The sequence below is a fragment of the Nocardia speluncae NBRC 108251 genome, assembly GCF_001613245.1.
GTDB classification, from domain to species: Bacteria; Actinomycetota; Actinomycetes; order Mycobacteriales; family Mycobacteriaceae; genus Nocardia; species Nocardia speluncae.
This window is the reverse complement of record NZ_BDBZ01000001.1, coordinates 97,141-123,843: the sequence shown is the minus strand read 5'-3', so window position 1 is coordinate 123,843 and position 26,703 is coordinate 97,141. Positions and strand designations below refer to the sequence as shown.

26 protein-coding genes are annotated in these 26,703 nt (G+C 67.5%); 8 read left to right on the top strand and 18 right to left on the bottom strand.

All coding sequences use genetic code 11. The features are described from left to right. Nucleotides 1-136 precede the first annotated feature (136 nt). From NS6_RS00570 to NS6_RS00550, 5 genes are all read right to left on the bottom strand, one after another. A complete protein-coding gene (locus tag NS6_RS00570) occupies nucleotides 137-538 on the bottom strand; it encodes a nitroreductase family deazaflavin-dependent oxidoreductase (protein WP_068035196.1) in 402 nt (133 codons plus the stop codon). 168 nt (nucleotides 539-706) lie between these two features. Beyond that, on the bottom strand, nucleotides 707-1,837 hold the full coding sequence (gene ald, locus NS6_RS00565) for an alanine dehydrogenase (protein WP_068035193.1): 1,131 nt from the start codon (nucleotides 1,835-1,837) through the stop codon (nucleotides 707-709). A gap of 110 nt (nucleotides 1,838-1,947) precedes the next feature. Beyond that, entirely contained in the window at nucleotides 1,948-2,220 is a 273-nt protein-coding gene (locus NS6_RS00560; RefSeq protein WP_218024240.1) for a MoaD/ThiS family protein, read from the bottom strand. A 4-nt stretch (nucleotides 2,221-2,224) separates the two neighbouring features. Next, on the bottom strand, nucleotides 2,225-3,337 hold the full coding sequence (locus tag NS6_RS00555; protein WP_245669077.1) for a WD40/YVTN/BNR-like repeat-containing protein: 1,113 nt from the start codon (nucleotides 3,335-3,337) through the stop codon (nucleotides 2,225-2,227). 166 nt (nucleotides 3,338-3,503) lie between these two features. Next, nucleotides 3,504-4,769, bottom strand: a complete 1,266-nt coding sequence (locus tag NS6_RS00550) for a glutamate dehydrogenase (RefSeq protein ID WP_371859291.1) — start codon at nucleotides 4,767-4,769, stop codon at nucleotides 3,504-3,506. Between the two features lie 198 nt (nucleotides 4,770-4,967). Between NS6_RS00550 and NS6_RS00545 the strand changes: the two genes are divergently transcribed. From NS6_RS00545 to NS6_RS00535, 3 genes are all read left to right on the top strand, one after another. After that, nucleotides 4,968-5,960 (top strand): LysR family transcriptional regulator, encoded by a 993-nt coding sequence (locus NS6_RS00545; protein WP_068035191.1) that lies wholly within the window; start codon nucleotides 4,968-4,970, stop codon nucleotides 5,958-5,960. Between the two features lie 116 nt (nucleotides 5,961-6,076). Beyond that, nucleotides 6,077-6,649, top strand: coding sequence for a G/U mismatch-specific DNA glycosylase (mug, locus tag NS6_RS00540; protein ID WP_068035189.1), 573 nt, complete (start codon nucleotides 6,077-6,079; stop codon nucleotides 6,647-6,649). A 103-nt stretch (nucleotides 6,650-6,752) separates the two neighbouring features. After that, the gene (locus NS6_RS00535; protein WP_068035186.1) at nucleotides 6,753-7,823 is read left to right on the top strand and encodes a CE1 family esterase; all 1,071 of its coding nucleotides are present in this window, start codon (nucleotides 6,753-6,755) and stop codon (nucleotides 7,821-7,823) included. Between the two features lie 91 nt (nucleotides 7,824-7,914). Here NS6_RS00535 and NS6_RS00530 read toward each other — a convergent pair whose 3' ends face one another. From NS6_RS00530 to NS6_RS00500, 7 genes are all read right to left on the bottom strand, one after another. Then, complete coding sequence (locus tag NS6_RS00530) at nucleotides 7,915-8,733, bottom strand: ABC transporter ATP-binding protein (protein WP_068035183.1); 819 nt, start codon at nucleotides 8,731-8,733, stop codon at nucleotides 7,915-7,917. Next, a complete protein-coding gene (locus NS6_RS00525; protein WP_084470498.1) occupies nucleotides 8,726-9,577 on the bottom strand; it encodes an ABC transporter permease in 852 nt (283 codons plus the stop codon). The genes NS6_RS00530 and NS6_RS00525 overlap by 8 nt, the downstream gene beginning before the upstream one ends. Beyond that, complete coding sequence (locus NS6_RS00520) at nucleotides 9,555-10,577, bottom strand: ABC transporter substrate-binding protein (protein WP_174552544.1); 1,023 nt, start codon at nucleotides 10,575-10,577, stop codon at nucleotides 9,555-9,557. The genes NS6_RS00525 and NS6_RS00520 overlap by 23 nt, the downstream gene beginning before the upstream one ends. Continuing rightward, nucleotides 10,574-11,278, bottom strand: coding sequence for a TenA family protein (locus tag NS6_RS00515; RefSeq protein ID WP_245669076.1), 705 nt, complete (start codon nucleotides 11,276-11,278; stop codon nucleotides 10,574-10,576). The genes NS6_RS00520 and NS6_RS00515 overlap by 4 nt, the downstream gene beginning before the upstream one ends. 208 nt (nucleotides 11,279-11,486) lie before the next feature. Further along, on the bottom strand, nucleotides 11,487-12,683 hold the full coding sequence (locus tag NS6_RS00510; protein WP_068035178.1) for an acetyl-CoA C-acetyltransferase: 1,197 nt from the start codon (nucleotides 12,681-12,683) through the stop codon (nucleotides 11,487-11,489). Nucleotides 12,684-12,697: 14 nt separating this feature from the next. Further along, complete coding sequence (locus NS6_RS00505) at nucleotides 12,698-13,150, bottom strand: MaoC family dehydratase (protein ID WP_068035177.1); 453 nt, start codon at nucleotides 13,148-13,150, stop codon at nucleotides 12,698-12,700. Nucleotides 13,151-13,153: 3 nt separating this feature from the next. Next, entirely contained in the window at nucleotides 13,154-14,308 is a 1,155-nt protein-coding gene (locus tag NS6_RS00500) for an acyl-CoA dehydrogenase family protein (protein WP_068035176.1), read from the bottom strand. 203 nt (nucleotides 14,309-14,511) lie between these two features. Here NS6_RS00500 and NS6_RS00495 point away from each other — a divergent pair, with 203 nt between their 5' ends. From NS6_RS00495 to NS6_RS00485, 3 genes are read left to right on the top strand one after another with little or no spacing between them, the layout of a single operon-like run. Next, nucleotides 14,512-15,366 (top strand): HpcH/HpaI aldolase/citrate lyase family protein, encoded by an 855-nt coding sequence (locus NS6_RS00495; RefSeq protein ID WP_068035175.1) that lies wholly within the window; start codon nucleotides 14,512-14,514, stop codon nucleotides 15,364-15,366. After that, the gene (locus NS6_RS00490; protein ID WP_068035174.1) at nucleotides 15,356-16,360 is read left to right on the top strand and encodes a MaoC family dehydratase; all 1,005 of its coding nucleotides are present in this window, start codon (nucleotides 15,356-15,358) and stop codon (nucleotides 16,358-16,360) included. Before NS6_RS00495 ends, NS6_RS00490 begins: the two co-directional genes overlap by 11 nt. 26 nt (nucleotides 16,361-16,386) lie before the next feature. Then, entirely contained in the window at nucleotides 16,387-17,178 is a 792-nt protein-coding gene (locus NS6_RS00485) for an SDR family NAD(P)-dependent oxidoreductase (RefSeq protein WP_068035173.1), read from the top strand. Between the two features lie 67 nt (nucleotides 17,179-17,245). On the opposite strand, the gene dctP is transcribed toward NS6_RS00485, so the two are convergent. Then, entirely contained in the window at nucleotides 17,246-18,529 is a 1,284-nt protein-coding gene (dctP, locus tag NS6_RS00480; RefSeq protein ID WP_068035172.1) for a TRAP transporter substrate-binding protein DctP, read from the bottom strand. Between the two features lie 193 nt (nucleotides 18,530-18,722). On the opposite strand from dctP, the gene NS6_RS00475 reads away from it, so the two are divergent. Further along, nucleotides 18,723-19,916 carry a CoA transferase gene (locus NS6_RS00475; protein ID WP_245669075.1) on the top strand — a complete coding sequence of 398 codons (1,194 nt, stop codon included), beginning with the start codon at nucleotides 18,723-18,725 and terminating at the stop codon, nucleotides 19,914-19,916. Further along, nucleotides 19,913-21,304 (top strand): amidohydrolase family protein, encoded by a 1,392-nt coding sequence (locus NS6_RS00470; protein WP_068035171.1) that lies wholly within the window; start codon nucleotides 19,913-19,915, stop codon nucleotides 21,302-21,304. The genes NS6_RS00475 and NS6_RS00470 overlap by 4 nt, the downstream gene beginning before the upstream one ends. 96 nt (nucleotides 21,305-21,400) lie before the next feature. On the opposite strand, the gene NS6_RS00465 is transcribed toward NS6_RS00470, so the two are convergent. The 5 genes from NS6_RS00465 to NS6_RS34475 all read right to left on the bottom strand — a co-directional run bounded on the left by NS6_RS00465 (nucleotide 21,401) and on the right by NS6_RS34475 (nucleotide 26,590). After that, nucleotides 21,401-22,504 (bottom strand): acyl-CoA dehydrogenase family protein, encoded by a 1,104-nt coding sequence (locus NS6_RS00465; RefSeq protein WP_068035166.1) that lies wholly within the window; start codon nucleotides 22,502-22,504, stop codon nucleotides 21,401-21,403. A gap of 53 nt (nucleotides 22,505-22,557) precedes the next feature. Continuing rightward, nucleotides 22,558-23,817 (bottom strand): acyl-CoA dehydrogenase family protein, encoded by a 1,260-nt coding sequence (locus NS6_RS00460; protein ID WP_068035165.1) that lies wholly within the window; start codon nucleotides 23,815-23,817, stop codon nucleotides 22,558-22,560. Between the two features lie 3 nt (nucleotides 23,818-23,820). Beyond that, nucleotides 23,821-26,184 carry a CaiB/BaiF CoA transferase family protein gene (locus tag NS6_RS00455; RefSeq protein ID WP_084470495.1) on the bottom strand — a complete coding sequence of 788 codons (2,364 nt, stop codon included), beginning with the start codon at nucleotides 26,182-26,184 and terminating at the stop codon, nucleotides 23,821-23,823. A gap of 90 nt (nucleotides 26,185-26,274) precedes the next feature. Continuing rightward, a complete protein-coding gene (locus NS6_RS34480; RefSeq protein WP_157112559.1) occupies nucleotides 26,275-26,415 on the bottom strand; it encodes a hypothetical protein in 141 nt (46 codons plus the stop codon). Between the two features lie 25 nt (nucleotides 26,416-26,440). After that, on the bottom strand, nucleotides 26,441-26,590 hold the full coding sequence (locus NS6_RS34475; RefSeq protein ID WP_157112558.1) for a hypothetical protein: 150 nt from the start codon (nucleotides 26,588-26,590) through the stop codon (nucleotides 26,441-26,443). Nucleotides 26,591-26,703: the final 113 nt, after the last annotated feature.

Genomic DNA, 26,703 nt, shown 5'->3' with positions numbered 1-26,703 from the left:
CCACCTCGCTCGTCTGTGCGCCGGCATCGGGATGCCGGGACCGCTTCTCCCCCGCGACCGTACCCGCCGTCCCGGCCACCTCCGGCAGCTACTTCACCGTACCGTGGTCCGCGCATTGCCGTGGCCGCGTGGCGAGCTACTTCGAGGTGCCCCGCTCGGCGATCACGTCGACCCGGAGGAATTCCGGTGCTTTGATCACCCGGCGCAGCATGAACCGGATGAACGGCGGCATATCGCCGGCGGACTCGTCCCGGTATACGCGCGGCGAGCCGACCGCGTAGCGCCGTCGTCGCGACTCGAGTTCACCACCACCTGCGGTGAGAACATTACGCACCCAGTCGGATTCGGCGCCGTAGGTCAAGGCGATCACAAATCCGTCGTCCCGGCGGAAGGCCCACAGCGGGGTCCGGAATATCCGGCCGGAGCGGCGCCCGCGGTGAACGACAACCGCCCAGCCCGGCGCCCACGGTGCGATGAATTTCGTGATCCGGTTCAGGCCGGCCTTGTTTGCGCGAGCGATCCATCGGGGAGCGGGCATCCGCAACACCTCATTTCACTCGGGTCCGCCGGTCCCCTGCACTGCGAACCGGCGGTGGAGGCAGCGCGGTACGCGGCGATATCCGCGTATGTATTCGATCCAGTCTCGCAGGCCGGCGCCCCGTTGTCCGGGCGACAGCCCGGGGCGGATGAACACGTAGAACCGCGGCTACTGCCCTTGCTGACGGTCGAGAACATCGGCGAGCGCGACGGGCGTGAGCCGATGAGCATCTGCCACCGGTTCGCTGGTAATGCCACCGGCACAGGTGTTGAGACCTTTGGCGAGCACCGGATCGGCGCGTAGCGCTGCGCGCCAGCCTTTGTTCGCGAGGGCCACCACATAGGGAAGGGTCGAGTTGGTGAGGGCGTAGGTCGAGGTGTTCGGTACGGCACCGGGCATATTCGCCACACAGTAGAAGGTCGAATTATGCACCGGGAAGGTGGGCTCGGAATGCGTGGTGGGCCGTGAATCCTCGAAGCATCCGCCCTGATCTATGGCGATATCGACGAGTACGGAGCCCGGTTTCATCCGCGCGACCAGGTCGTTGCCGACAAGTTTGGGCGCCGTCCCTCCCGGAATCAACACCGCGCCGATCACCAGATCCGCCTGCTCGACCTGCTGTTCGATGGCCAGGCGGGAGGACGCGAGCCCGTGAACCCGGTTGTGATAGCGCCAGAACGACATCCGCAGCTTGCCGAGATCGGTATCGAGCAGCGTGACATCGGCGCCCATCCCCAGGGCAATATTAGCGGCGTTCTGACCGGCGACCCCGGCGCCGAGTATCACCACACGGGCAGTGGCCACGCCCCCGACCCCACCCATCAGCACCCCGCGCCCGCGTTGCGCCTTCAACAGCGAGTGGGCGCCGACCTGGGGGGCAAGGCAGCCCGCGACCTCCGACATCGGGTAGAGCAGCGGCAGAATGCCCGACGGCAGCTGGACCGTTTCGTAGGCGATAGCGGTGACACCTCGGTCGAGGAGTGCGTCGGTCAGCGGGCGGTCGGCGGCGAGGTGGAGGTAAGTGAACAGCACCAGGCCCTCCCGTAGCAGCGGGTACTCGGCCGCGATCGGCTCCTTCACTTTGAGCACCAGATCGGCCCGGCCCCAGATATCTTCGGCGCGGTCGACGATCCGCGCGCCGGCGGCGGCGTATTCGTCGTCGGTGACGGAGGAGCCGAGTCCGGCGTTTTTCTCGATATCGACCCGATGCCCTTGGCTGGTCAGTTCGTGCACACCGATCGGGGTGATGGCAACTCGGTACTCGTGGTCCTTGAGTTCCCTGGGCACACCGATACGCATGACTCCTCCTACGCGAACATGTCAGCAGGGCTTGCGGATACCGATCCGACACGAGACTTCGAAGCGGCGCGGAATCGCCGGTTCACGGGGAGTAGCCGGCGCCCGCACACTCACCCGCCGGCGACCGACGGGATGATCATGATCTCGGTTTCGGCATCGACCGGTGTGTCCTGGCCGGCGAGTGTGCGGCATTCGTCGTCGCCGACGTAGAAGTTCACATAGCGACGTAGCTGCCCGCTCTCGTCGCGCAGCCGGCGTTCGAGCCCGGCGGACCGTTCACGCAATCCGTCGAGCACCGTGCGCAGGGTCGCGCCGTCCAGCTCGATCACCTTGTCGCCGCCTACGTAGGTGCGCAGCATCGACGGCAGATGGACGCGGGCCACGGCGTTATCCCACGACCGCGGCGCGGACGCACAGGACGTCGGGCAGTTTGTCGGCGACGAGCTTCCAGTGATCCCCCTCGTCGGCGCTGCAATAGACCTCGCCGTTGCGGGTCCCGAAGTAGATACCGGCCGGGTCGGCGTTGTCCGCACTCATGGCATCACGCATGACCGCCGCCCAGAACGGCTCCTCCGGGAGCCCATCCGTCTGCGCGGACCAGGTATCGCCGCCGTCCTCGCTGCGGTACACCGCGCAGCGGGCATCCGGCGGGAATCGGAAGCGCTCCATCTCCGCGTCCAGCGGGAAGGTGTAGATCACACCGGGGCGGCGCGGATGCGCGACGATGGGGAAACCGAAGTTGGCGGGCGGTAAACCGCCGGCGATCGACTGCCAGCTCACGCCGTCGTCGGTGCTGCGGAAAACACCACCGTGGTTCTGCAGGTACAGGGTGCTCGGCGTATCCGCGTCCAGTGCGACCTTGTGCACGCACTGTCCCCATTCCGGCAGTTCACCGGGCATGAAATCGGCGGTGACCCCCTTGTTCGCCGGCTTCCACGAGGCCCCGCCGTCGGTGGTCCGATAGACGCCGCCGGTGGAGATGGCGACGGCCATCCGCTGCGTATCCGCCGGATGCGGCAGGATCGTATGCAATGCGAGGCCACCGCCGCCCGGCATCCACTCCGGCCGGTGCGGATGCTCCCACAGGCCACGAACCAGCTCGAATGTCCGGCCGCCGTCGGTGGAGCGGAACAGCGCAGCCGGTTCGGCGCCCGCGTACACCACATCCGGTTCCGCCGCGGTGGCGGGCGCGATCTGCCAGACACCCTGCAGTGCCGCCCCGGTGTCCTCCGGGAAGGCCAGCGGCGCATCGTCCGGCTCGCTCCAGGTGACACCGAAGTCGTCACTGACCACCATGGTCGGGCCGAAATGGCTGTCCAGCACGCCTGCGAGCAGGCGCGGCGTGGACCGCCGGGTATCGATCGCGAAGGCCTTCACATCGGCGACGGCGAACTGGGGTTCACCGACCTCCCAGTTCGACCGACCGTCCTTGCTACGCGCCAGGAACAACCCCTTGCGCGTCCCGATTCCGAGCAGTACGTCCATCACACGTACCTCCATGTCGTCACCGCCACGCCGGCGCGTGTGAGCGTACTCCGCGGGACCGACAGGTTCCGGCAGAACAAGGCACAAAGGCGTGCCGCGGAACGCGCCGGGTGGCGATCACCGCCCGGGTGATCGCCACGGTGGTCCGGCGCGACCGGACCTGCGACAGCAGGCACCCTGTTCAGGGGATGACGACCGGGCCGGAAACAGCGGACGGCGCCGGTTCGTCGGCCAGGCGGTGGCCCGCCTCGCGCGGCGTGACCCCCTCCTCGGCCCACGCGGCCAGCAACTGCGCGACCTTGCTGTGCATGGTGGTGCGCAGCCGGTCGAAGGAGGTGTCCGGATTGTCGTCGACCTCGCCGAGAAGCAGCCACCATGCCCAGGCCACGGCCCCCGCGTTCGCGACGAAATCCGGAAGAACCGGGACGCCGCGGGCGGCGAGCATGGCCTCCGCTTCCGGGGTCGTCGCCGCATTCGCCGCCTCCACGATGACACGGGCCCGGATATCGAACGAATTGTCCGGAGTGATCGCGTAGGAGATCGCCGCCGGAACGAGGATATCCACCTCGGCGGAGAGCACCGCGGCGCGCGGTAATTGTTCGACACCTGCGGGCAGCCGTGTCCGGTCGACCTCGCCGAAGCCGTCGCGCAGATCCAGCAGCGCCGGGATATCCAACCCGTCCGGGCAGTACAGCGCGCCGGCGGCGTCGGCCACCACGGTGACCTTCATACCGGCTTCGTGCAGGTAGTAGGCCGCAGCACCGCCCATGGTGCCGATGCCCTGGATCGCGACCGTCGTCTCGGCAGGAGCCCGGCCTCGCCATACCGCGGCGGCGAGGCAGGCATGCGCAACCCCGTAGCCACCGATCACATCGCCCAGCAGGAACCCGCCCTCCACTGCCGCGTTCAGCCCGCTGCGGACCCGCTCCAGAGTCGCGGCCGGGTAGGCGGCGCGGCTGATCGCGGCATGGTAGCTCTGGCCGAGCCCGAGCTTCTCGAACACCTCGTCGATCAGATGCTGCGGAACCCCCAGGTCCTCCGCCGTCACCCAATGCATGTCCAGCCAGGGGCGCATGGCCTCGCAGAATCGCTCGAGCACGCCGATCGCCCGTGGATCCTTCGGGTCGAAATCGATACCGCCCTTGGCCCCGCCGACCGGGAGATCGAAGGTGGCGGTCTTATCGGCCATCCCGCGTGCCAGATCCTCGACCTCCCGCAAGGAGCATCCGGCCCGCATCCGCGTGCCGCCGGTGGCCAGGCCCGCCCGCAGGGTGTGCACCACCAGGTAGCCGACCGCGCCCGTCAGCGAATCCGTCCATTGCAGGCGCATATACGGTTCGGTCCGGCGCACCGGCGGCGCCGCGGCCGGTGCCGCGGAAATATCCGGAAAGGTTTGCGCGGTCATGTGCGGGGTACCCCCCATAGGGTTGTCGATCGCCGTCACGATGAACCACCTCCTCCTCGTGCTGGGCCGTTACCACCGCATGCGGCAGCCCGGCGCGCAAATGTTCCGTCCGGACTTCGTCGTCCCTGGCCACGATGTGTGCCCGATACCATAACTGTGCGGTCGCACCTGCTCGCGCGTCTATTTACGGTTGGTTCACGGCAGTGTTCAGCGTTGCTGCACAACGCTTAGGCTCGTCGTATGGACTTGTCGATCCCTCGCCTGCGAATGTTGCGCGAGCTGCATCGGCGCGGCACGGTTACCGCGGCCGCGACGGCATTGCATTACACTGCGTCGGCGGTATCGCAGCAGCTCGCACAGCTCGAACGCGATGTCGGTACGCGCTTGTTCGAACGGCGTGGACGCCGCGTGCAGCTGACCGATCTCGGCGTCCTGCTTGCCGAGCACGCCGAGGAGATCCTGGCCTCGGTCGAACGCGCGACCCAGGCACTCGAGGACGCCGGTGAATCGGTGTCGGCAACGCTGACGGCCGGTGTGTGGGCTTCGGTGGCCTCCGGTCTGATGCCCGACGCGCTCACCTCCCTCGCCCTGACTCACCCGGGGATCAGGGTGCGGACGCGGGAACTCGCCCCGGAGGCAACCGCCGCGGCAGTGCGTGACGGCGCACTGGATTTGTCCTTCGTCCTCGACTACTCGAATTACCCCATGCCCTGGGACCGCGGGCTGCAGCGCGCGGTGATCGCGGTCGAGCGGATCCATGCCGCTGTCCCGTCCGGGGCGGTGCCGGGGGCCAGTGTGACACTCGCCGAGCTGGCCGAACATCCCTGGATACTCGCCCCCGCCCGCTCTCATTTCGGGCAGGCGGCGCGGCTGGCGTTCCAATCGGCCGGAGTCGCGCCGCGGATCGACCACGAGGTGGAGGAGCAGGCGACCGCGATGGCGATGGTCGCGGCGGGCCTGGGAGTGACATTGGTGTCGGATCTGGGCCTGGCTCTGCGACCGCCGGGTGTGGACATCATCGCGCTCGGTGACATCCTCACCCGGACCGTGTCCCTGGCCTACCGCACCAATTCGGCCCGCCGGGCCGCGTTGCTGCTCGTGGTGGACGCGATCCGTACCGCCGCCGCGGAGAAGGGCCTAGGCGCCGATACCGCGCTCCCGGCCCCGCCCACTTCCGAGTCGCCGGCGTCGCCCTCACACGAGGTGAACAGCCCGAGCCTCGGACTCGGTTGACCCCGATCAGCGGATCTCCCGCACCGCGCCGGGGCCGAGGGCACGGCGAACACCGGACGCCCGGTGCAGTCAGGAGCACTGCCCTGGCGGCCCGATGACTGCGGCAGACTGGTCTGATGGCTCGTTCCGCTGCGTACCGTCCCACACCGGCCGATCTGGCGGCCGCGGCGGGCACCACCATCCCCGATGTCCTGGCACCCGGCCTGCGGGTGCTGTTCTGCGGAATCAATCCCGGGTTGTGGTCGGGCGCGACCGGCTTTCACTTCGCCCGGCCCGGTAACCGGTTCTGGCCTGCGCTGTTCCACTCGGGATTCACACCGCGGCAGTTCCGTCCCGACGAGGAGGACCAGCTGCTCGAGCTCGGGCTGGGAATCACCAACGTCGTCGCGCGCACCACGGCGAAGGCCGACGAACTGACCGGGCAGGAGTTACGCGACGGTGGCCGCATTCTCGACGAACGGGTGCAGCGCTATCGCCCACGGATCCTCGCTGTCCTGGGCCTGGGCGCCTATCGCACGGCGTTCGGCCGCCCACGCACCACGGTCGGGCGGCAACCCGACGTGCTCGGCGATACCGCCATTTGGGTCCTGCCCAATCCGAGCGGTCTCAACGCCCACTACACAGTGGATGCGCTGGCCGACGAATTCCGTACCCTCCGTAGGGAGGCGGAGCGGCTTTCCGGCCGGTGACAAGCCGCAAACCCAGCTCACAAACGATCACACCGGCCTTCCCGCCGGGGGGCATTCAACCGAATACCACCAGATGATCCGACGCCGTGAGAAACTTATTTCCATGAAGGGGAATACTGTTTCCGCCAGGCCGGGGCCGACCGTGAAACCCGGATGCGCCCGGCCCGGCCGCTCGGTTCGTGCACTCGGGATCGCCGCCGCGATCGTCGCCGCACTCCTCCCGTCCGGCCTGATCGCCGGTGTCGCGAACGCCGACGGCGCCGCGACCCCTTCGCCGGGATGCACCGCCACACCGATAGCGCCGGGCAACAGTGTCGAGCGGTTCGCGGCCGCAGGGCGGTCCGGCACCTATATCCAGGATGTCCCGGCTGACGCGGCCGGACCCCGCCCCGTTGTGCTCGACCTGCACGGTTATCTGGAACCCGCCTGGATTGCACACGCGAGCAGCGGGTTCGGCGAGTACGGCGCCACTCACGGATTCGTCACCGTCACACCACAACTCGACGATCCCGGCCCTCCCCGCTGGAACTTCCAGCCGGGCAGTGCCGATATCGACTGGATCGACCGGCTGATCGACCACGTCGAATCGACCCTGTGTGTCGACACCCGCCGCGTCTTCGTCACCGGTCTTTCGATGGGCGCCTTCACCACGTCGGCACTGGCCTGCCGGCTCTCCGACCGGGTAGCCGCTATCGCACCGGTCGCGGGAGTACAGGATTTCCCCTGGTGCAACACGTCCCGTCCCGTCCCGGTCATCGCATTCCACGGCACCGCGGATCCGATCGTCGCCTATACCGGTGGCACCGGACCCAACGCTCGGTTGCTGCCCTCCCCCGACGGCACCGGGTCCTCCGTGGGCACCGGGCGCGACGGACCCGCGGTCGACGGACCGGGGCCCGCGAGCGTTCCGGAGGCCGTCGCCGGATGGGCGCGGCGCAACGGTTGCGGCACGGTCCCGGACCGGCAGCAGATAGCACCCGACGTCTACCGCGAAAGTTATCCCTGCTCCGCGGATGCCGGCGTCGAGTTGTACTCGATCCAGGGCGGCGGACACGTCTGGCCCGGAAACACCGCGGTCCCGTTTCCGGAGATCTTCGTCGGCGGCAACACCACCTCCATCAACGCCACACAGCTGATCTGGGATTTCTTCGAATCCCACCCACTGCCGGAGTAATCCGGCACCGAGACCGGCTCGGCTCAGAACTTGCCGGTGTGGTGTTCGATGCGGTGCCCGAGCCGAATCGCGAGTTCGGTGACGAATGCCGTCAACTGCTGACCACCGGCCCCGGCGCGGCCGGAGCGGGACGCGACTCCTCGGTCAGTACGTCGAGGAGTTCCTGTTCCAGGGCGGCGAACTCGGGAGCAGTGATCATGGACAACGTGCGCGGTCGCGGGAGATCGATACGCACCTCGCGGCGCACCGTAGCCGGCCGAGCGGACAGGACGACGACACGGTCCGACAGGTACACCGCCTCGCGGATATCGTGGGTGATCATCAGCACCATCCACCGATACCGCTGCCAGACGCCTTGTAACCAGGCCTGCATCTCGGTGCGGGTGAGCGAGTCGAGCGCACCGAAAGGCTCGTCCAGCAGCAGTAGTTCGCGTTCCTGGACGACGGTGCGCAGCAGTGCGGCACGTTGGCGCATACCGCCGGACAGCTGGGACGGGCGGGCGTCCTCGAATCCGGACAGTCCGAAGGCATCGAACAATTCGACGGCGCGGCGCCGGGCTTCGACTTTCGGAACACCGTGCACCAGCAGGCCGAGGATGGTGTTGTCGAGGACGGTGCGCCACGGGAACAACAGATCCTTTTGCGGCATGTAGGCGCAGTGGGCCGATACCGGCCGGGTGTCGCCGCCGAAGCGGACGCTGCCCGCGTCGGGAGTTTCCAGACCGGCCAGCATATTGAACAGGGTGCTCTTACCGCATCCGCTGGGGCCGATGACGGACACGAACTCACCGGGCTGCGCAGTGAACGACAGGCCGCCCAGTACTTCCCGGCTCGGCCGTCCCCGGCCGGGTCGCGGAAAAGATTTGCTGAGGGCGTCGACAACGAGGCGGTTGCCGTTCGGATCAGTCACGGCCACTCCGGTTCTCCGCGCGCGACCAGGGGGCGACGATCCGCTCGACCACGAAGGTCAGTAGGTACAGCGCGATGCTGATGAGCGCTGTCACGAACACGGCCGCCAGCACCAAGTCGGTGCGGAACGAGTTCTTCTGCAGACTCATGTAGATGCCGAGCCCCTCGCGGGCGCCTACGTATTCGGCGAATACGGCGCCGACTACGGCGTAGGTGATCCCGATGCGCAGCGCCGTGAAGAACCGGGGTATCGCCGACGGCAGGCGTACATAGCGGAAAACCTGAACGCGTGTTGCACCCATACTGCGCAACAGGGCGCCCGCTTCCCGGTCGGCCGCGGCGAAGCCCTCGATCAGGCCGATGGCCATGGGGAAGAAAGTGACCAGTGCGACGACGAGGACCTTCGGTAGCAGGCCGAAACCGAACCAGATCACCATCAGTGGCGCGATCGCGATGATCGGCACAGTCTGGGAGGCCACGAACAGTGGGACGAACGCGCGGCGCAGCCAGGGCGAGAAGTCGACCACGACGGCCAGTAGCCAGGCCAGGCTCAGCGACAGCGCGAAACCGGTTGCTGTCACTTGCAGGGTGGCGGCGGCGTGGACGGCGATCTCGTCGCGGTGCGCCCACCCCTGTTCCAGTACACGCATCGGTGACGGAAGGATTTGCGGACGGATTCCGCTGATCTGCACGTAGACCTGCCAGCAGACGACCAGAACCCCCAGGGTGACGAGTGCCGGCATCAGGCGGCCGATCGTCGACAACCCGCTGCCGCCCGCCGGGGGTGGGTCGGTGGGCGGCGGATTGCCGCGCGCCGCGGTGCTACGGGGAAGCGAGATATTCATCGGTGAAATACGCCGACCAGTCGGGTTCCTCGGCCAAGGGCGCACCGTCCGGACCGGTGAGCAGGCCCTTGTCGAACAGGAAACCGGAATTCGCCGCCCACTGCTCCCGGGTCTGGGTGCCCACCCGGCCCTCAGCGTCTTTCATGAACTGCTCGGCCAGCATGCGCTGGCTCTCGAACACCAGCGATTCATCGGGGAACGCGCCGGGATTCGCGTCGAGCAGATCCTGGGCGGCGGCCGCCGGTTCGTCGGCGGCGAACTGGTACCCACGCTGCAGTACCTGGATGAATTTCGCTGCGCGATCCGGGTTCGCTGTCAACCAGTCCTGGTTGGCGTCGATCACGATGGCGTAGGCATCGGGGAAACCGAAATCGGTGTAGCGGAAATACTTCATGGGTGTGCCGTGATGTTCGGCTTCGATTCCCTCCCAGGCGAGGTAGGAGACGGTGAAATCCGCCTGCCCGGAGTAGACCGCCTCGTACGCCGAGGTCCCCAGGGTGACCGATTCGAATTCGCCGGTACCGCCGTCGTTGCGAATCACCTGTTGCAGCGCTTCCACTTCGCCGGGGTCACCGAAGCCGGCGTAGGTCTTGCCGTCCAAATCCTCAGGGGATCTGATATCGGCGCGGTCCGCCTTGACCCCGATCCCGGTCGCCCAGCGTTGCAGTGGCGCGAGCACCGAGATCGTATGCCCGCCGGACGCGCGGGAGAAGGTCGACGAATTATGGGTACTGATACCGAATTCGGCATTGCCGGCGTCGATGACCGTATCGACGGCGGTGTTGTTGTACGGCAGGATCTCCACCTCGAGGCCGGCCTCGGCGAACCAGCCGCGCTGCTGTGCCACGAACAGCCCGGTGTGGTTGGTGTTCGGCGTCCAGTCCAGCGCGAAGCGGATGGTTTCGTCGTCGCCGGTTCCCGCGGAGCAGGCGCTGAGCGCGGACAGTGCCACCACCGTGGCGGCGGCCGTCGCCAGGACCCGGCGTAGGCGGCCGCTCACGGGGCGGGCCACGGCTGCGGATGCAGGGCGGTATCCCAGAACATCAGCTCGTACCGAGTGGCGATGGTGAACGACGTCAGCATGGCCGCGCGCTCCCGCTCACTCGCGACCTCCGCCGCGGCGTCGACCATTGTCCGGGCTGCGGCCGCCGATTCCTGGAATTCCGCGTCGCCGTAGGTGGCCACCCACCGCGCATAGGGGTGATCGGGGTCGGCGGCGAGAACCGCGGCCGCACGGTCGGCCAGATCCCGCCCGACCTCGGCGTATATCCAGAAACACGGTAGTGCCGCCGCCGCGCCCACGGCGTAGGACTCGGTGGCGGCGGTCGCGATCAGATAGGAGACGTAGCCCAGGCAGGCGGCCGAATGCTCCGGCTCCCCCTCGCGTGCGGGCAGTTTTCCGCCGCCGAGCAGTTCATCGTGCAAGGCGGATTCGACAGATACCGCCGAGGCGGCCGAATTCGCCCAGAACCGTGCGGCCTCGGCATCGGGCGCCTTGGCCGAGAGGAGGGCCAGCACCTTCGAATATCCGGTCAGGTACAGCGAATCCTGCTCGATATAGGTGCGGAAGACCTCGGGCGCCAAGGTGCCGGCACCGAGCAACCCGAGGAATTCGAGATCGTCGATGGCGCCGCGCAGTGCCTTCGTGCGGTCCCAGAGGTGATCGGTGAAACGGCCGGTTTCCGTGGTGTGCGCGGACAACGCCAAGACATCCCTTCGTCAGCATTACCTGGACAGGTTCCCGGGTGTGATCTCAGCCCCGCATCTGCGGAGCACCCCGTGTCAGAACGAATCCGACCATACCAGTGGCGCGTCGCATGACAAGAGGCCCGGGGCCCCGGATAATGCGCCCTGCCGATCGTCGCCCGTGGCGAGCGGCGCTTGCGGCACCCGCCGGGCCGTGGCGGATTCAGGCCGAAACGACCGACGCCGCCATCCCCTGACCTCCGCCGATACACATCGTGAGCAGCGCGCGACCGCCGCCGCGCCGGTCGAGTTCGTGCAGCGCCGTGGTCAGCATGCGCACACCGGTGGCGCCGATGGGGTGACCGAGCGAAATCCCGGAACCGTTGACATTCAACCTGTCCCGGTCGTCCCAGCCCCACCCGCGGAGCACGCCCAGAACCTGGCAGGCGAAGGCTTCGTTGAGTTCGATCAGGTCGTAGTCGGCAAAGCCGCGCCCCGTGCGGGCAAACAGTTTGTCCACGGCGGCGACGGGGCCGAGACCCATCAGGGCGGGATCGCAGCCGGCCGCAGTCCAGCCTTCGAGGAATCCGATCGGCTCGAGACCGAGTTCGTCGAGACGGTCTTCGGCGACGACGAGTACCGCCGCGGCGGCGTCGTTCTGCTGGCTCGCGTTACCCGCGGTCACCACGCCGCCGGGCTGGATCGACCGTAGTCCCCCGAGTGAATCGGCGCTGGTCTCGGGCCGGATACCCTCGTCCCGGGCGAACACCGTCACGGCGCCCTTGCGATCGGTGACCTCGACCGGCGCCACCTCGGTGTCGAAGCGCCCGGCTTCCCAGGCCGCGTGGGCGCGATGGTGGCTCTCCGCGGCGAGCCGATCGGATTGCGCGCGGGTGATCCCGTATTTCGCCGCGACGTTCTCGGCGGTTTCGATCATTCCGCTGATCCGGCCGAATCGCCATTCCGGCTGCGAGCGTTCACGACCGCGGTCGAGCCGGTCGAACAGGTGCAGCCCACCGGACTTGGCGCCCCAGCGCGCGCCGGTCGTGTAGTGCTCGATCGTGCTCATCGATTCGACGCCCCCGGCCAGTACGACCTCCGCGGCGCCGGTCTGCACCATCATGGCGGCGGTCACCAATGCCTGGAGGCCGGTGCCGCAGCGCCGGTCGGTCTGTAATCCGGCGACCGAGATCGGCAGTCCGGCGTCGAGGGCGGCCCAGCGGCCGATACACGGGGCTTCCGAGTTCGCGTACGACTGCCCCAGGGCGACATCGTCGATACGTTCGGGATCGATTCCGGATCGCGCGACCGTTTCTTTGATGACGGTGGTCGCCAAGGTCACGGCCGGCACATCTTTCAGCGCTCCGCCGAAGCGGCCCACGGGAGTACGGACGGGCGCCACCAATGCTGCGCGTGTCATGGGGAATTCGCTCCTCAGCCGACCAGGACGCGGATGGTCTCGGCGACCAGCGCCGGACGCTGCGCGCCGTCGATCTCGATGGTGTAAGTGGTGATCAGGTTCGCGCCCTTGGACGTTCGTTCGAGCGATTCCAGCCGGGCCCCGCAGCGGATCTTCGATCCGACCGGCACGGGCGCGGGGAAGCGGACCTTGTTCATGCCGTAATTGATCTTCATCCGGACCCCGTCGATATCGAAGATCGTGGCGCCCAGTGCGGGCAGCAGTGACAGCGTCAGATACCCGTGCGCGATCGTGCTGCCGTAGGGGCCCGCGGCCGCCCGTTCCGGGTCCACGTGGATCCACTGGTGGTCGCCGGTCGCGCCGGCGAAGGCGTCGATCCGGGCCTGGGTCACCTCGACCCAGTCGCTGTAGCCGAGGTGCGTGCCGACCGCGGCCGCCACCTCATCGATTCCCTGGAAAACCCGCACGGTTCACAGACCTCCGCGGGCGACGAGCTGGGCCGCGATCACATTGCGCTGGATCTCGTTGGTGCCCTCGCCCACGATCATCAGCGGGGCGTCCCGGAAGTAACGTTCGACGTCGTACTCGGTGGAGTAGCCGTACCCGCCGTGGATGCGGACCGCGTTGAGGGCGATTTCCATCGCGACCTCGGAGGCATACAGCTTGGCCATCCCGGCCTCCATATCGCAGCGTTCCCCGCGGTCGTACATTTCGGCCGCGTGCCGGGTGAGCTGGCGGGCAGCGGTGAGTTTGGTGGCCATATCGGCCAGATAGTTACCGACCGACTGATGTTTCCAGATCGGCTCGCCGAAGCTCTCTCGCTGTTGCGCGTATGCCAGCGAATCCTCGAGGGCGGCGACGGCGACACCCAGCGCCCGGGACGCCACCTGGATCCGGCCGGTTTCGAGCCCCTTCATCATCTGCCCGAAGCCTTTTCCGGGCACACCGCCGAGGATCGCGTTCGCGGTGATGCGGTAGCCGTCGAACGACAGTTCACAGCTCTCGACGCCTTTGTAGCCGAGTTTGGGCAGGTCCCGGGAGACCGTGAGCCCGGGGCCGTGTTCGACGAGCACGATCGACATACCCCGGTGCCGCGGTGTCGCCGCCGGGTCGGTCTTACAGAGCAGGGCGATAACCCCCGCCCGCCGGGCGTTGGTGATCCAGGTCTTGGCCCCGTTGATCACCAGATCGTCGCCGTCGCGTTCGGCGCGGGTGGTCATGGCCTGCAGGTCCGAGCCGCCGCCGGGCTCGGTCAGCGCCATGGTCGCCCGGATCTCGCCCGTGGCCAGCCGCGGCAGGTACTGCTTTTTCTGTTCCTCGGTGCCGAACAGGCCGATCAGTTTCGCGACGACCGTATGACCGCCCATCGCGCCGGACAGCGACATCCAGCCGCGGGCCAGTTCCTCGGTGATCTGTACATAGCACGGCATCGAAACCGGCGTACCGCCGAATTCTTCCGGTACGGCCAGCCCGTAGATACCGATCTGCTTCATCTGGTCGATCCACGCCTCCGGGTACTGGTTGGCGTGCTCGACCTCCTGCACCGACGGTTTCACCTCACGATCGATGAACTCGCGCACCGTCCGTACCAGTAGCGCTTCTTCGTCGTTCAGGTAGTAGCTCACGCGCGATGTCCTCACCGTGTGGCGGGCCCGGCGAGCCCGCGGATATCTGTACGGCCATAGTCGACCTGCTGAAAGAAACTGTCAATCATGATAAGCATATGCATGGTCTTCGTTTGCGGGCCGCCCTACCGTTCGCTCGGGCCGGCGCAACCCGCCCTCGCGAATCTCCATGCAGGCAGCGCACGATCGAGAAGGAACCGCCCGTGAGAATCATCCGCCGACGAGCAGCCCTCGTCGCCCCAGGCTCCGACGAGAAGAAAGCACGGAAAGCGCTGACCGGCAGCGCGGACGAAGTAATCCTCGATCTCGAGGACGCCGTCACCCCCGCCTCGAAGGCCGACGCCCGGTCCCTCGTCTCGGAACTGGTCCGGGAGCACGGACGGACCCGGCCGGTCTCGATCCGCGTGAACGGCCGGGCGACCAGCTGGTTCGCCGAGGATCTCGCGGCCTGCGCCGCGCTCGGTGACTCCCTCACCTCGATCGTGATCCCGAAGGTGGAGAGTCGTGCGGACCTGTCCGCCGCCGATTCCCTGCTGGGCGCCGGGACCGGTGTGCCGGTACAGGCGCTGATCGAAACACCCGCCGGAATCGGCGCCGTCGACGATATCGCGACCGGACCACGCCTGACGGCGGTCGTGATCGGGTACGCCGACCTCGGGGCCGCCCTCGGCCGGGCTCGCACGGTGAGCCCACAGCAGTGGCTGTTCGTGCAGGACCGGGTACTGCACGCCGCCCGGGCGGCCGGTATCCAGGCCATCGATGGGCCGTTCCTCGGTGTCGCCGACGACGAACCCTTCCGGGAGGCAACGCGCTGGATCGCCGACCTCGGATTCGATGGAAAGTGGGTTATCCACCCCGCCCAGACCGCAACGGTGCGCGATACGTTCACCCCGACCACCGAACAGGCCGATCAGGCGCGGCGTGTGCTGTCCACACTCGCGCAGGCAGCGGCCCGCGGTGCGGGAGCCGCCCAGCTCGACGGCCAGATGCTGGACGAGGCCGTCGCGGTGGCCGCTCGCCGCACCCTCTCGATGGCCGGAGCCGGCGATGAGCAGTAATACCGTGCGCGCTGTAGGCGGCCCGTACTTCGACGAACTGGTGGTCGGCCAGATCTTCGATACCGCCCCCGCGGTCACACTCACCGACGGGCTCGCCGCCGTTCACCAGAGCATCCTCGGCGATCGGCTGCGCCTTCCCTTGGACGGGCATCTCACCACCGCCGTCGCCGGCGCCCCTGTGGCACATCCCGGCCTCGTGGCCGATCTGTCGATCGGACAGTCCACGCTGGTCACCCACCACGTCAAGGCCAATCTGTTCTACCGGGGACTGCGGTTCCACCGGCTGCCGCGAATCGGCGACACCTTGCATACCACCACGGAAGTGGCCGGACTGAAGCATAATTCGGCAAAGCCGGGGCGTCGGCCGACCGGTCTGGCCGCGCTACGCATCACCACGACCGATCAGTACGGCGCGACCGTGCTCGACTTCCACCGCTGTGCCATGCTGCCACTGCGCGAGGACCCTGCCCCGGGCACACCGCTGCACTCCGACGACCTCTCCGCTCTCGGACCGGACCCGGCACCACTGCGCAGCGCCCCGGCCGAGCTGGATCTGGCGGTCTATCGCGCGCGCGTGCCCGGCGTCCATTTCGATCCGACCCTGGTCGGCACGACCTTCACCTCCAGCGGTGACGTCGTCACCGGCGCACCCGAGCTTGCCCGCCTCACGCTCAATATCGCCGCCACCCATCACGACGAGCGGGCCGGCACCGCCGGACGCCTCGTCTACGGCGGTCATACGATCGGTCTCGCGCTTGCCCAGGCCTGTCGTGCACTACCCGATATGGTCACCGTCCTGGGCTGGCAATCCTGCGACCACACCGGCCCCGTTCACGAAGGTGACACCCTCACCAGTTCACTGCTCGTCGAGGCCGCCGAAGCGCTACCCGGCGGCGGTGGCACACTCGACCTCCGGTCGTGCGTATCCGCCCATCGCGGCGACGCCGCCCCCGCACCGGTGCTGGACTGGCGCTTCACCGCCCTGTTCGCCTGATCCCCCTACTCACGAGAGGTTTCACCATGAGTACGACCGGACGTCTGGCCGGCAAGATCGCCCTCGTCACCGGCGCGGGTTCGGGTCTCGGCCGCGCCTCGGCGCTACGCTTCGCCACCGAAGGCGCGGCGGTCGCCGTTGTCGACCTCGATCCCGCGGCCGCCGAATCCGTCGCCACGGAGATCAGCACAACGGGCGGGCACGCGCTGCCGGTGAGCGCGAACGTCACCTCCGACGCCGATTCCCGCCGCATGATCGCCGAAACACTCGCCGAGTTCGACAGGCTGGATATCGTATTCGCCAATGCCGGTATCAACGGCGCGGGTAACGCCGCCGATACGACCGAGGACGAGTGGGATCGGGTCATCGCGATCAACCTCAAGGGTGTCTGGCTCACCTCGAAGTACGCGCTCCCCCACATGATCGAACGCCGGACCGGATCGATCATCAATCAGGCCAGCATGGGCGGTCTCATCGGCCTGCCCGGAATCTTTCCGTATACCGCCGCCAAAGGCGGAGTCATCGCCATGACCAAGCAGATGGCGGTCACCTACGGACCCGACAACGTGCGGGTCAACGCGATCTGCCCCGGCACCATCCCGACTCCGCTGGTCTATCGGTCGCGGGTGGACCGGGGCGCGGCCGCGCCGGACGCCGACCAGGCCGCGCTCGATGCCGACGCCGCCGCGCGCTTCCCGCTACGCCGGCTCGGCACCCCGGATGATCTGGCCGCGACAGCGCTGTTCCTCGCCGGCGACGAGGCCAATTGGATCACCGGCGGGATCTACACCGTCGACGGTGGCCGCAGCGCTTTCTGATCGAACACCGAAGGCCCGGGAGGCCGGAATTCCGTCCTCCCGGGCTTCCTCGTCGGAGCCGCTGCTCTCAGGCAGGCCGCCGGTCGAGAAGGACTTCCTCGAAGACCCGCTGAACGTAGGGGTCGATATCGACCTTCCCGGGGGCGAACCATTCGCCGAAACCGTTGTAGTCGGTGTCGTTCTCGTAGCCGAGATCGGCGATGATATCGCTCCATTTCCGGGTTTTCTCCCGGACCGCGGGCGCGAATGCCGCGCCGTCCAGAGCCGAGTTCTCGGCGATACCGTCGACAATCTTGTCGTTGGCCTCGGTCAGGCGCGCACGGGCGTCGCCGGCGAACGGGACCACCGCTCCACCGTACTGTTCGATCTCCTGGACGACGTTCGCCGTCACCGGCCAGATCTTGTCCTCGATGGATGCGGAGAGGAAGACGTCGAGCCGGTCCCACAGCAGCTGTCGGGCAGCGAGGGGCAGGTTGGCCCAGAGGTCGGCGTTGAACACCATATTGCCCGTGGGGACGGCCAGACCGGCCGCGGGATCGATGACGGTATGGGGTGCGACCTCGATCAGTCCGCCGATCTGCGCGGCCGACGGGCTGACCATCGCGCAGTCGATGACTCCACGCTGCAGCGCCTCGTAGGCCTCGGTGTAGGCGACCGACGTGGAGGTACCGCCGAGGGCCTCCACCTGTTCGCCGGCGACCGTACTGCCCACCGAGATACTCTTGCCCGCGAAATCGGACAAGGTGGTGGTGGGCTGCGCGCAGAAGAGCGCGTTCACGCCGGCGTTGTATGCCGGCATCATCAAGTGGAGGCCCTTGTCCTCGAACTCGGCGATGATCTCGGGCGTCGAGTAGGCCACTTCGGCCGGCCACGCGTTGGATTGCATGGTGCCGGTGACCACCCCCTGATCCGACAGCACCCCGGCGTCGAGCAGGGCGGCCGACGCGGGGAACTCCTTGGGTTCGTACACCGTGAGGACCTGTCCCATATCGAGACGGCCGTCGCCGATCGCGTTGTCGATCTCGGTGGATTTGGCGATGGCATCCGAGTACGCAACCTCGAAGTCGATCTTGCCGCCGGACCATTCCTCCACGGCGGCGACGTACTTCTCCACGAACGACCCGGCAACCGACCCCTTGGCGCCCGGGGACTGCGTATGCAGCAGGATCGTATCCATATCCGCGAAGGCCGCCTGGTACTCGGCCTTGGTGGCGCCGTAGGCGACGCTCGTACCGCCGCCGTGTGCACCGCCGAGGCTCGATTCGGCGCATCCGGCGAGCACGAGCGCACCGGCGGCGGCGAGAGCACCGACACGACCGGCGGTGCCCGCGCGGGTGAAGAACTTCGACACTGAGTCTCCCTCGAATGGAACTGACGGCTGGAACACGATGTGTGCGGGTTGGTTCGTGCACACAACCCTCGCAATGGGAGTGAGCCGCCTCACTGTGATGATGCTAATCATGCGTCTGAATTTCGGCCGTGTCAATATCTATGCGCCTCAATTATTCCTGCGCATGATTATTAGTATGATGTAGCATCGGACGGTGTCCGAGGCGGCGGTAGAAAACTCACACCGAGTGCGCGACTGGCTGGACAGCGGTATACCGGCACTCACCGGACACCCCGACGGCCCGCCACTCATTCCCCCGGGATCGGCGGCGTCGATTGCCCGGCGACATACCGACGGTATCGCCGCGATCACCGAAGGCCGGGTCCGCCTGGACGGTGCGCGATTGCTGTCCGAACGCGCCGCCTTCACCGGCTCCCGCCGCGGCGGCCCGATATCGGCCGGCCGGCACTGCCGGCTGCTCCCCACCGCCGACGGCTGGGCCGCTGTCAGCTGTGCCCGTCCGGACGACCCCGTCCTGCTCGGTGCCCTCGTATGCGCCGATATCGGCGACGATCCGTGGCCCGCGGTGACGGACTGGTTACGGACGCATACCGGCGCCGAACTCGCCGAACGCGCCGAGTTACTGGGGATTGCGGCCGGTCCGGTCGGCACCGCCGCCGCCACGGTCCCGGAGCCGCTCGCCGCGCGCCCGGTCGCCGGACTGCGCGTCGTCGACTTCAGCGCACTGTGGGCGGGCCCGCTGTGCGCCCATCTACTCGGGCTGGCCGGTGCCCGCATCATGAAGGTCGAGACTCCGGTACGGCCCGACGGCGCCCGCCGTGGCGATCCCGAGTTCTACAGGTTGCTGCACGGCGGCCACGAATCCGTGGTCCTGGACCCCGGTGACGACAACCAGCGTCGCGCCCTCTGCGACCTCGTCGAATCCGCCGATATCGTGATCGAGGCCTCGCGGCCGCGCGCGCTCGCCGGCTTCGGCCTGAACGCGCAGGAATTCGTCGATTCCGGGGGCACGTGGGTTTCGATCACCGCGCACGGAAGGGCATCGAACGGGATCGGGTTCGGTGACGATATCGCCGCGACCGCGGGCCTGGTGGCGCACGCCGGTGGAAACACACCGCTGTTCGTGGGCGATGCGATCGCCGATCCGCTGACAGGGCTGGCAGCGGCGACCCTCGCAATGTCGGCGCCCGCCGACGGTTCCGGCCATCTGTGGGATATCGCCATGTCGGCGGTGGTCGCCGCGACCCTCGATACCGGCTCGGCCACCGTGCCGGCCGACGAATCGGCGGTTCTCGCGCCGCGCCGGCGCGAACCGATGGGGTTAGCAGCCGAGAGTGGCCGGGACACCGCCGCCGTTCTCGCGGAGCTCGGAGTACGGCCCGGATGACGGATCTATTGATCCGGGGCGCCGAGATATCCGCAGGCAACCGTGCCGACGTCCTGATCCGCGACGGCACCGTCGCCGCGGTCGGACCCGGTCTACCGGCAACCGGCCTCGCGACCATCGAGGCCGGCGGCGGGGCACTGCTACCGGGACTGCACGACCACCACCTGCATCTCCACGCCCTGGCAGCGGATACGAACTCGGTGCGCTGCGGGCCCCCGCAGGTGTACAACACCGGCGACCTCACCCGTGCGCTCGCCACCGCACCGGGCGACGGATGGATCCGCGGAGTCGGCTATGTCGAAACGGTTGCCGGTCTACTCGATTCGGCCGGACTCGACGCCTTGTGCCGTGACCGCCCGGTCCGCATGCAGCATCGCAGCGGCGCGATGTGGACGCTCAATTCCACCGCCGCCCGCCTCGTGGCGCTCGATACGGCGACCGATCCCGGAGTGGAACGCGATGAGTCCGGACGTGCCACGGGGCGGGTCTGGCGCGCGGATACCTGGCTGCGGTCGCGGCTGCCCGATACCGGCCCGCCCGATCTCACGGATGTCGGCGCCCGGCTCGCCCGTTACGGAATCACCGGAATCACCGATGCGACACCTGATCTCCCGCAGGACTCCCTGGCCGGCCTGATAGCCGCGAGGCGAACCGGCGCGCTCCCCCAACGGCTGAATATCCTCGGGGTTCCACTGGGTCGCACCGGCGGGCCCGAAGTCACCACCGGCGCGTACAAGATCGTGCTGGCGGATTCCGGGTTACCCGCTATCGACACCCTCGTGGACACCATCGCACGCGCACACGCACTCGGCCGCCCCGTCGCCGTGCACTGTGTGAGCCGCGAGGCGCTGCTCATCCTGCTCGCCGCATTCGACGAAGCCGGTGCATTTCCGGGCGACCGGATCGAACACGGGGCGTTGATCCCGGCGGAATCCATTCGCACCCTCCACCGCCTCGGGGTCACCGTGGTGACCCAGCCGGGCTTCCTCGCCGATCGGGGCGACGACTACCGGCACCGACTCGAGCCCGATGATCTCCCCGACCTCTATCGCTGCCGCAGCCTGACAGAAAGTGGTGTAGGGCTGGCGCTTTCCAGTGACGCCCCGTACGGACCGCTCGACCCGTGGCAGGTTGTCGCCGCCGCCGTAGCGCGCCGCGCGCCCGACGGCGCCGTGGTGGGTGCGGCCGAAACACTCGCGGCGGCCACGGCTCTCGGGCGGTATCTCGCGCCGCTGCACGACCCCGGTGGTCCGGCTCGCACCGTGGCGGCGGATTCACCGGCCGACCTCGTGCTGCTGGACCGACCGATCGAGCGCATTCTTCTGGACCCTACCGCCGACGCGGTCCGCGCTACCTTCGTCCAGGGCGAGCCGGTTTTTGCGCGATAGCTGTCCGGCGGCCCGCGTTGCACTCCGGATCGTGCGGTGCGGGACTGCGCCGGATCTGCCGATGCCGGAGATTGCGGGCGTTGGCAGGGCTCCGGATCAGATACCGACGAGGTCGGCGAGCAGGTCGGTGTGGTGGGCGTGGTCGCCGAACAGAGGTTCGGTGGCCTTGGCCCGCCGGAAGTACAGATGCGGATCGGCCTCCCAGGTGAACCCGATGCCGCCGTGGATCTGGATGTTCTGCGACGCGCACAGGGACAAGCATTCCGCCGCCTGAGATTTCGCCATGACCGCGACACGGGGGAATTCCTCGTTGTCTTCTTCGGCACACATCGACGCGTACATCACCGTCGCCTGCGCCGCGTCGATCGCGATGGCCATATCGGCGCATTTGTGCTTGATCGCCTGGAACGAGCCGATCGGGCGGTTGAACTGGACGCGTTGTTTGGCGTACGCCACCGCCATCTCCAGCACGGCCTCGGCCGCGCCGAGTGCCTCGTTCGCGAGCAGTGTGCGCACCAGATCGACGACACGGCCGATCGATTCCGGATCCGACCCCAGCAGGGCGGCACGGGTATCGGTCAACTCGACGGTCGCCACGGGGCGGGTCGAGTCCAGTGAAGGTTGCGCCGTAACACACACACCGGCTGCCCCCGTTTCGACGACATACAGAGCCACCTTATCCCCGGCAGGCATCAGCGCGGGCACCACCAGCAGGTCGGCCACATGCCCGAAAGCGACGTAGTCGAGCCGGCCGGTGAGCAGCGGGGCGGAAGCCTCACCGGTGGCACGGACCTGCGCGGCACCGGGTGTGGTGTCCTGCGCTCCGCTGAGAGCGAGAGCGCCGATCGCGCTGCCGTCGACGAGTTTCGGCAACAGAGCCCGACACTGTTCGGCACTGCCGAGCCGTAGGACGGCTTCGATGGCGCCGGTGGTGGTGAGCATCGGCACCGGGGTGAGCGCACGGCCCAGCTCCTGGGCGACGATCGCGGTTTCGAGGACACTGAATCCGCCGCCGCCGAACTCCTCGGCGATATGCAGGCCCGGAATCCCCATGTTCGAGGTCAGCAGCTGCCAGGTCTCGGCGTCGTAGGTGCCGTGTTCGGCGAGCTCGCGCACGCGGGTCATCGGGGCACGTTCGGACAGGAGACGGCGCAGCGAGCTCCGGAACTCCTCCTGGTCGGAGTCGAAAGCGAAGTACACGGTGTAACTTTCCGTTCTTCCGTTCCGCCACGGTGATGGCGGAAAGCAGCGAATCAGGCGCTCTGACGGCGTCCGATGTCCTGGAAGGGCCCGCCGTCGAGACGGGGCTCCTTCGGCAACCCGAGCAGTTGTTCGCCGATGATGTTGCGCTGGATTTGCGAACTGCCGCCGTAGATGGTGGCGGCGCGGGCGTAGAGCGCGATATCGGTCCAGCAGCGCGACGAATTGTCGGCGCCCGGATTGGGGGTCACCAGCATGCCGTCGTTGCCGCCGCCGGTCGGGGTGAGTACTTCGAGGCCGAGGATCTGCATCCCGACCTCGGTGAGCCGCTGGAAGAATTCGCTCCAGATCACCTTGGAGAACGAACCGTCCACACCGTAGGAACCGCCGTTGAGCAGTTTGGTGAGCGCGCGGTAGCCGCGGAAACGCATGGTCTGCACCCGCGACCAGCACCAGGCCAGTTCGGCGCGGATCCGGGGATCGGCGGTGAGACCGCGCTCGCGGGCCAGTTCGATGAGTCGTTCGACCTCGCGGCCGAAGCGAACGGCATCGGTGGTGGCCCGCACCCCGCGCTCGAAGCCGAGCAACGTGTTGGCCGTGTTCCACCCGCCGTTCTCACCGCCGAGGACATAGGAAGCGGGTGTCCGCGCGTCGGTGAAGAACACCTCACTGAACGCGACATAACCGGCCGCGTTGACGATCGGCCGCACCTCGACACCCGGCTGGTCCATCGGCACCAGCAGGAACGACAAGCCTTTGTGTTTGGCCACCGTCTGATCGGTCCGGGCGATCACGAAGATCCAATTGGCCTTGTGTCCCTGGGAAGTCCAGGTCTTCTGGCCGTTGATCACCCATTCGTCACCCTCGAGGACCGCGCGGGTGCGCATTCCGGCCAGGTCCGAGCCGGCTTCGGGCTCCGAATAGCCCTGGCACCACACATGTTCACCGGACAGCATCCGGGGCAGGAAGTACTGTTTCTGTTCCTCGGTGCCGAGTACGGTCATCGTGTTGCCGAGCAGTTTGATACCCAGGGTGTCGTTCTCGGTGCCGTCCGGTACGCCGAGCCGCATGAGCTCCTCGTTCAGCACCACCTGTTCGATACTCGACAGGCCGGCACCGCCGTACTCTTCCGGCCAGGAAACGGCGAGCAGATCATTGTCCGAGAGAACTTTGCGCCAGCTGTCGAGGAAATCTTGCTGCTCGGATTCCGACAGCGCGCCGATACCGCGCCACTCCTGCGGCAGTTTCGATTCGAGCAGCGCACGGATTCTTCCGCGGTACGCCTCTGCTTCGGCGGGATAGGTGATATCCATGGTTCAGGATTCCTTTGCCGCGGCCGTGGGCGGCTTGCACACGGTCGCCATCAGTGCGGTGATCTCGTCGGCGGAGTAGCCGATTTCGCCCAGGATCTCGGCCGAATGCTCGCCCAGCCGGGGGCTGCCGCCCTTGAACCGGCCGGGCGTATCGGACAGGTGGATCACCATGCCGACCTCGCGCGACCAGCCGTATTCCGGGTGGTGGTATTCGACAACGCGCTGCGATTCGAGTGCCCATTCCTCCCACAGCAGTTCGGGCATGATCGGATAGTCGAGGGGGATCTCGGCGGCCACTTTGTTGCCGTCCAGCACCGCGAACGCCTCGGCGCTCGTGAGTTCCGCGAACCGGTCCGTGAGCCGCTGTGCCAGCGCGTTCGCGTGCGCAGCCCGGTCGGCGGTGGTCGTGAAGCGCGGGTCGGCGGCCGGCTCGCCCAGGTTCAGGGCACTGGTGAGCCGGCCGAAGGCCGCGTCACCGAAGACCGCGATCGCGATCCAGCCGTCGGCCGTGCGATACAGCCGGTAGAGCGGCGACAGACCCATCTGCTCGGCGTCGAGCTGGTGAGCGGGTACGGCGGCGCCGTCCACGGTCGCGCAGTGTTCGCTGATCACGAACAGGCTGGAATGCAACTGCGGGCTCTCGACGTACTGTCCCGCACCGGTATTGGCCCGGTGGTGCAGGGCCAGCAGCACGGTGACGGCACCGAGGAATCCGTTGTAGAGGTCCTCGTTGCCGATCACCCGGCGGATCGGCGGATTACCCGCACCGGCGCCCTCGAAGTTCAGCCCGACCAGGCCGGAGACGAGCGGCGCAAACGATTTCAGCGTGGATTTCGGTCCCGCAGAACCGAATCCGGGCAGGTAGGCATAGATCAGGTCGGGATTGATCGCCTTCAGCTGCGCGTAACCGAGGCCGATCTTCTCGGCCTTTCCGGGACGGTAGTTCTGCATCACCACGTCGGCGTCGGCGACGAGGCGGTGCGCGATCTCCTGTCCTTCGGCGGAGCGCAGGTCGAGCGCGATGGTGCGCTTACCGCGGTTGGCGCCTTCGAACAGGTCGCCGAGGGGGCGCATCTGGTCGCCGATCAGCGGTTCGATCTTGATCACCTCGGCGCCGAGGTCCGACAGCAGCCGCGCCCCGAAGCCGGTGGCGAAATAGGAACTGAAGTCCAGAATGCGCACACCCTGAAGCGGTGCGGCCACCGGGTCGCCGGCCGGCGAGGGTGCCCACTGCGGCGAGCGGGTGATCTCGTCGGTCCGGTCGTTGTGCGCGCCGGGCCGCGGCGCGGGATCCGGCGTGCCCGGCGCGGATTTCTCGAATCGGATCACTGGGCCGATCTGGCGGAGTGTGCCGTGGTCGGGGTCCGGGATATCGACCGCGATCTCGGCGAACCGCACCTGATCGTCGGCGAAGGTCTCCTCGGGATGCAGTACCGGCAGCGCCGCGATATCGGCGGCGTGGAACAGTTCGAGCCATTCGTCGCGCGGCCGGGACCGGAACGCCTCCGGCACCTTGTTCCGGGCGATATCGAGTTCCACCTCATCGAGCGGTACCGCCATCTCCGGTCCGGCGATGGTCTGGGTCTGCTCACCGAATCCCAGTAGATCCATCATTCGCTTGTAGGAACCCGGACCGCCGGTGTGCGGAATCAGCCATTTGCCGTCCGCGCACTGGAACGGGTCGGTGATGAGTCGTTTACTGCCGAAACCCTTCTGGTTTCCGCTGCGGGCGAGATAGGAGATGTCCTGCTCGTTCCACCACCAGTTCATCGACGAGATCGCCAACATGCCGTCGAGCAGCGAGGTATCGACCTTCTGCCCGGCGCCGTTGATCTTGCGGGCCCGCAGCGCCGCGAGGATGCCGATCGTGGTGATGAATGCTGTCCCGTAGGACACCGTCGGATGCCCCATGAAGACCGGTCCGTCGCGATGCCCCTGCTGTTCGGCCATCTGGCCGAGGCGCGCGTTGAGCAGCGCCTCGTAACCGGGACGGTCGGCGAGTGGCCCGTCGGTGCCGTATCCGGTGACCGAGCAATACACCAGTTCCGGGAATTTCTCGTGCCACGCGTCGTAGCCGATGCCGAGCGCATCGGCCCGGCCCGCGCCGAAGGATTCGACGAAAACGTCCGCGCCGGCCACGAGCCGCTCGGCGATCGCGCGGCCTTCGGGAGTGCTGAGGTCGGCCTCGACGCTCCACTTCCCGCGATCGGTCGATTTACGTAGGACGGAGTCCGCATCGGCCGGTCCGCCGGGACGTTCGAGTTTGACGACCCGGGCGCCGTAGTCGGCGAGCAGCATCGTCGAGATGGCCGCGGGCATTCCCCAGCTCGCGTCGATCACGACGAGTCCGTCGAGTGGACCAGCCATCAGAGACTCCTTCTGTTGCACAATTTGCCGCACCGCCCGCCCGTGGCGCGCGATAACGCGGCACCTGACTTCCGAGTGGTGCCGCGGTCCTCAGTCGGACGAGGGCAGCGGTTTGGCGGTGAGCAGTTCCATCGGCGCACCGTGGCAGGTGAAGCTGCCTTCACCCTTCTTGACGCAGATGACCTGGGTCGAACATGTGGCGCAGGTGTAGCGCTTACCGGTTTCGTTCATCGGGCTTCTCCTCGGTCTGATGCGGTCAGCGACCGGCGAAAGTGATCTCGAGTGCGACGCCGCAGCAGGTCAGCGCGGAACCGCCGGCGGTTGTGACGATTGCTTCCGAGCCGCATTCGTTGCAGCGCAACCGGCTGCCGTTGCCGGCCTCGGTGCCTGCGGTGTTGTCGGACATCTTCACTCCTTCGCTGTGGATTGCACCGGTGGTACGGGGCTGTTCCCACGCCTACCGGGATGCGAATTATTCGCCAGTTCACCATAATCATAGTCATGAATTATGGCAAGGTT

What these genes read in the sequence shown, in the direction of transcription:
- NS6_RS00570 (WP_068035196.1), bottom strand. Translation starts at nt 538, where the DNA reads ATGCCCGCTCCCCGATGGATCGCTCGCGCAAACAAGGCCGGCCTGAAC.
- ald (WP_068035193.1), bottom strand. Translation starts at nt 1,837, where the DNA reads ATGCGTATCGGTGTGCCCAGGGAACTCAAGGACCACGAGTACCGAGTT.
- NS6_RS00555 (WP_245669077.1), bottom strand. Translation starts at nt 3,337, where the DNA reads ATGGAGGTACGTGTGATGGACGTACTGCTCGGAATCGGGACGCGCAAG.
- NS6_RS00545 (WP_068035191.1), top strand. Translation starts at nt 4,968, where the DNA reads ATGGACTTGTCGATCCCTCGCCTGCGAATGTTGCGCGAGCTGCATCGG.
- mug (WP_068035189.1), top strand. Translation starts at nt 6,077, where the DNA reads ATGGCTCGTTCCGCTGCGTACCGTCCCACACCGGCCGATCTGGCGGCC.
- NS6_RS00535 (WP_068035186.1), top strand. Translation starts at nt 6,753, where the DNA reads ATGAAGGGGAATACTGTTTCCGCCAGGCCGGGGCCGACCGTGAAACCC.
- NS6_RS00525 (WP_084470498.1), bottom strand. Translation starts at nt 9,577, where the DNA reads ATGAATATCTCGCTTCCCCGTAGCACCGCGGCGCGCGGCAATCCGCCG.
- NS6_RS00510 (WP_068035178.1), bottom strand. Translation starts at nt 12,683, where the DNA reads ATGACACGCGCAGCATTGGTGGCGCCCGTCCGTACTCCCGTGGGCCGC.
- NS6_RS00490 (WP_068035174.1), top strand. Translation starts at nt 15,356, where the DNA reads ATGAGCAGTAATACCGTGCGCGCTGTAGGCGGCCCGTACTTCGACGAA.
- NS6_RS00485 (WP_068035173.1), top strand. Translation starts at nt 16,387, where the DNA reads ATGAGTACGACCGGACGTCTGGCCGGCAAGATCGCCCTCGTCACCGGC.
- NS6_RS00470 (WP_068035171.1), top strand. Translation starts at nt 19,913, where the DNA reads ATGACGGATCTATTGATCCGGGGCGCCGAGATATCCGCAGGCAACCGT.
- NS6_RS00460 (WP_068035165.1), bottom strand. Translation starts at nt 23,817, where the DNA reads ATGGATATCACCTATCCCGCCGAAGCAGAGGCGTACCGCGGAAGAATC.
- NS6_RS00455 (WP_084470495.1), bottom strand. Translation starts at nt 26,184, where the DNA reads ATGGCTGGTCCACTCGACGGACTCGTCGTGATCGACGCGAGCTGGGGA.
- NS6_RS34480 (WP_157112559.1), bottom strand. Translation starts at nt 26,415, where the DNA reads ATGAACGAAACCGGTAAGCGCTACACCTGCGCCACATGTTCGACCCAG.
- NS6_RS34475 (WP_157112558.1), bottom strand. Translation starts at nt 26,590, where the DNA reads ATGTCCGACAACACCGCAGGCACCGAGGCCGGCAACGGCAGCCGGTTG.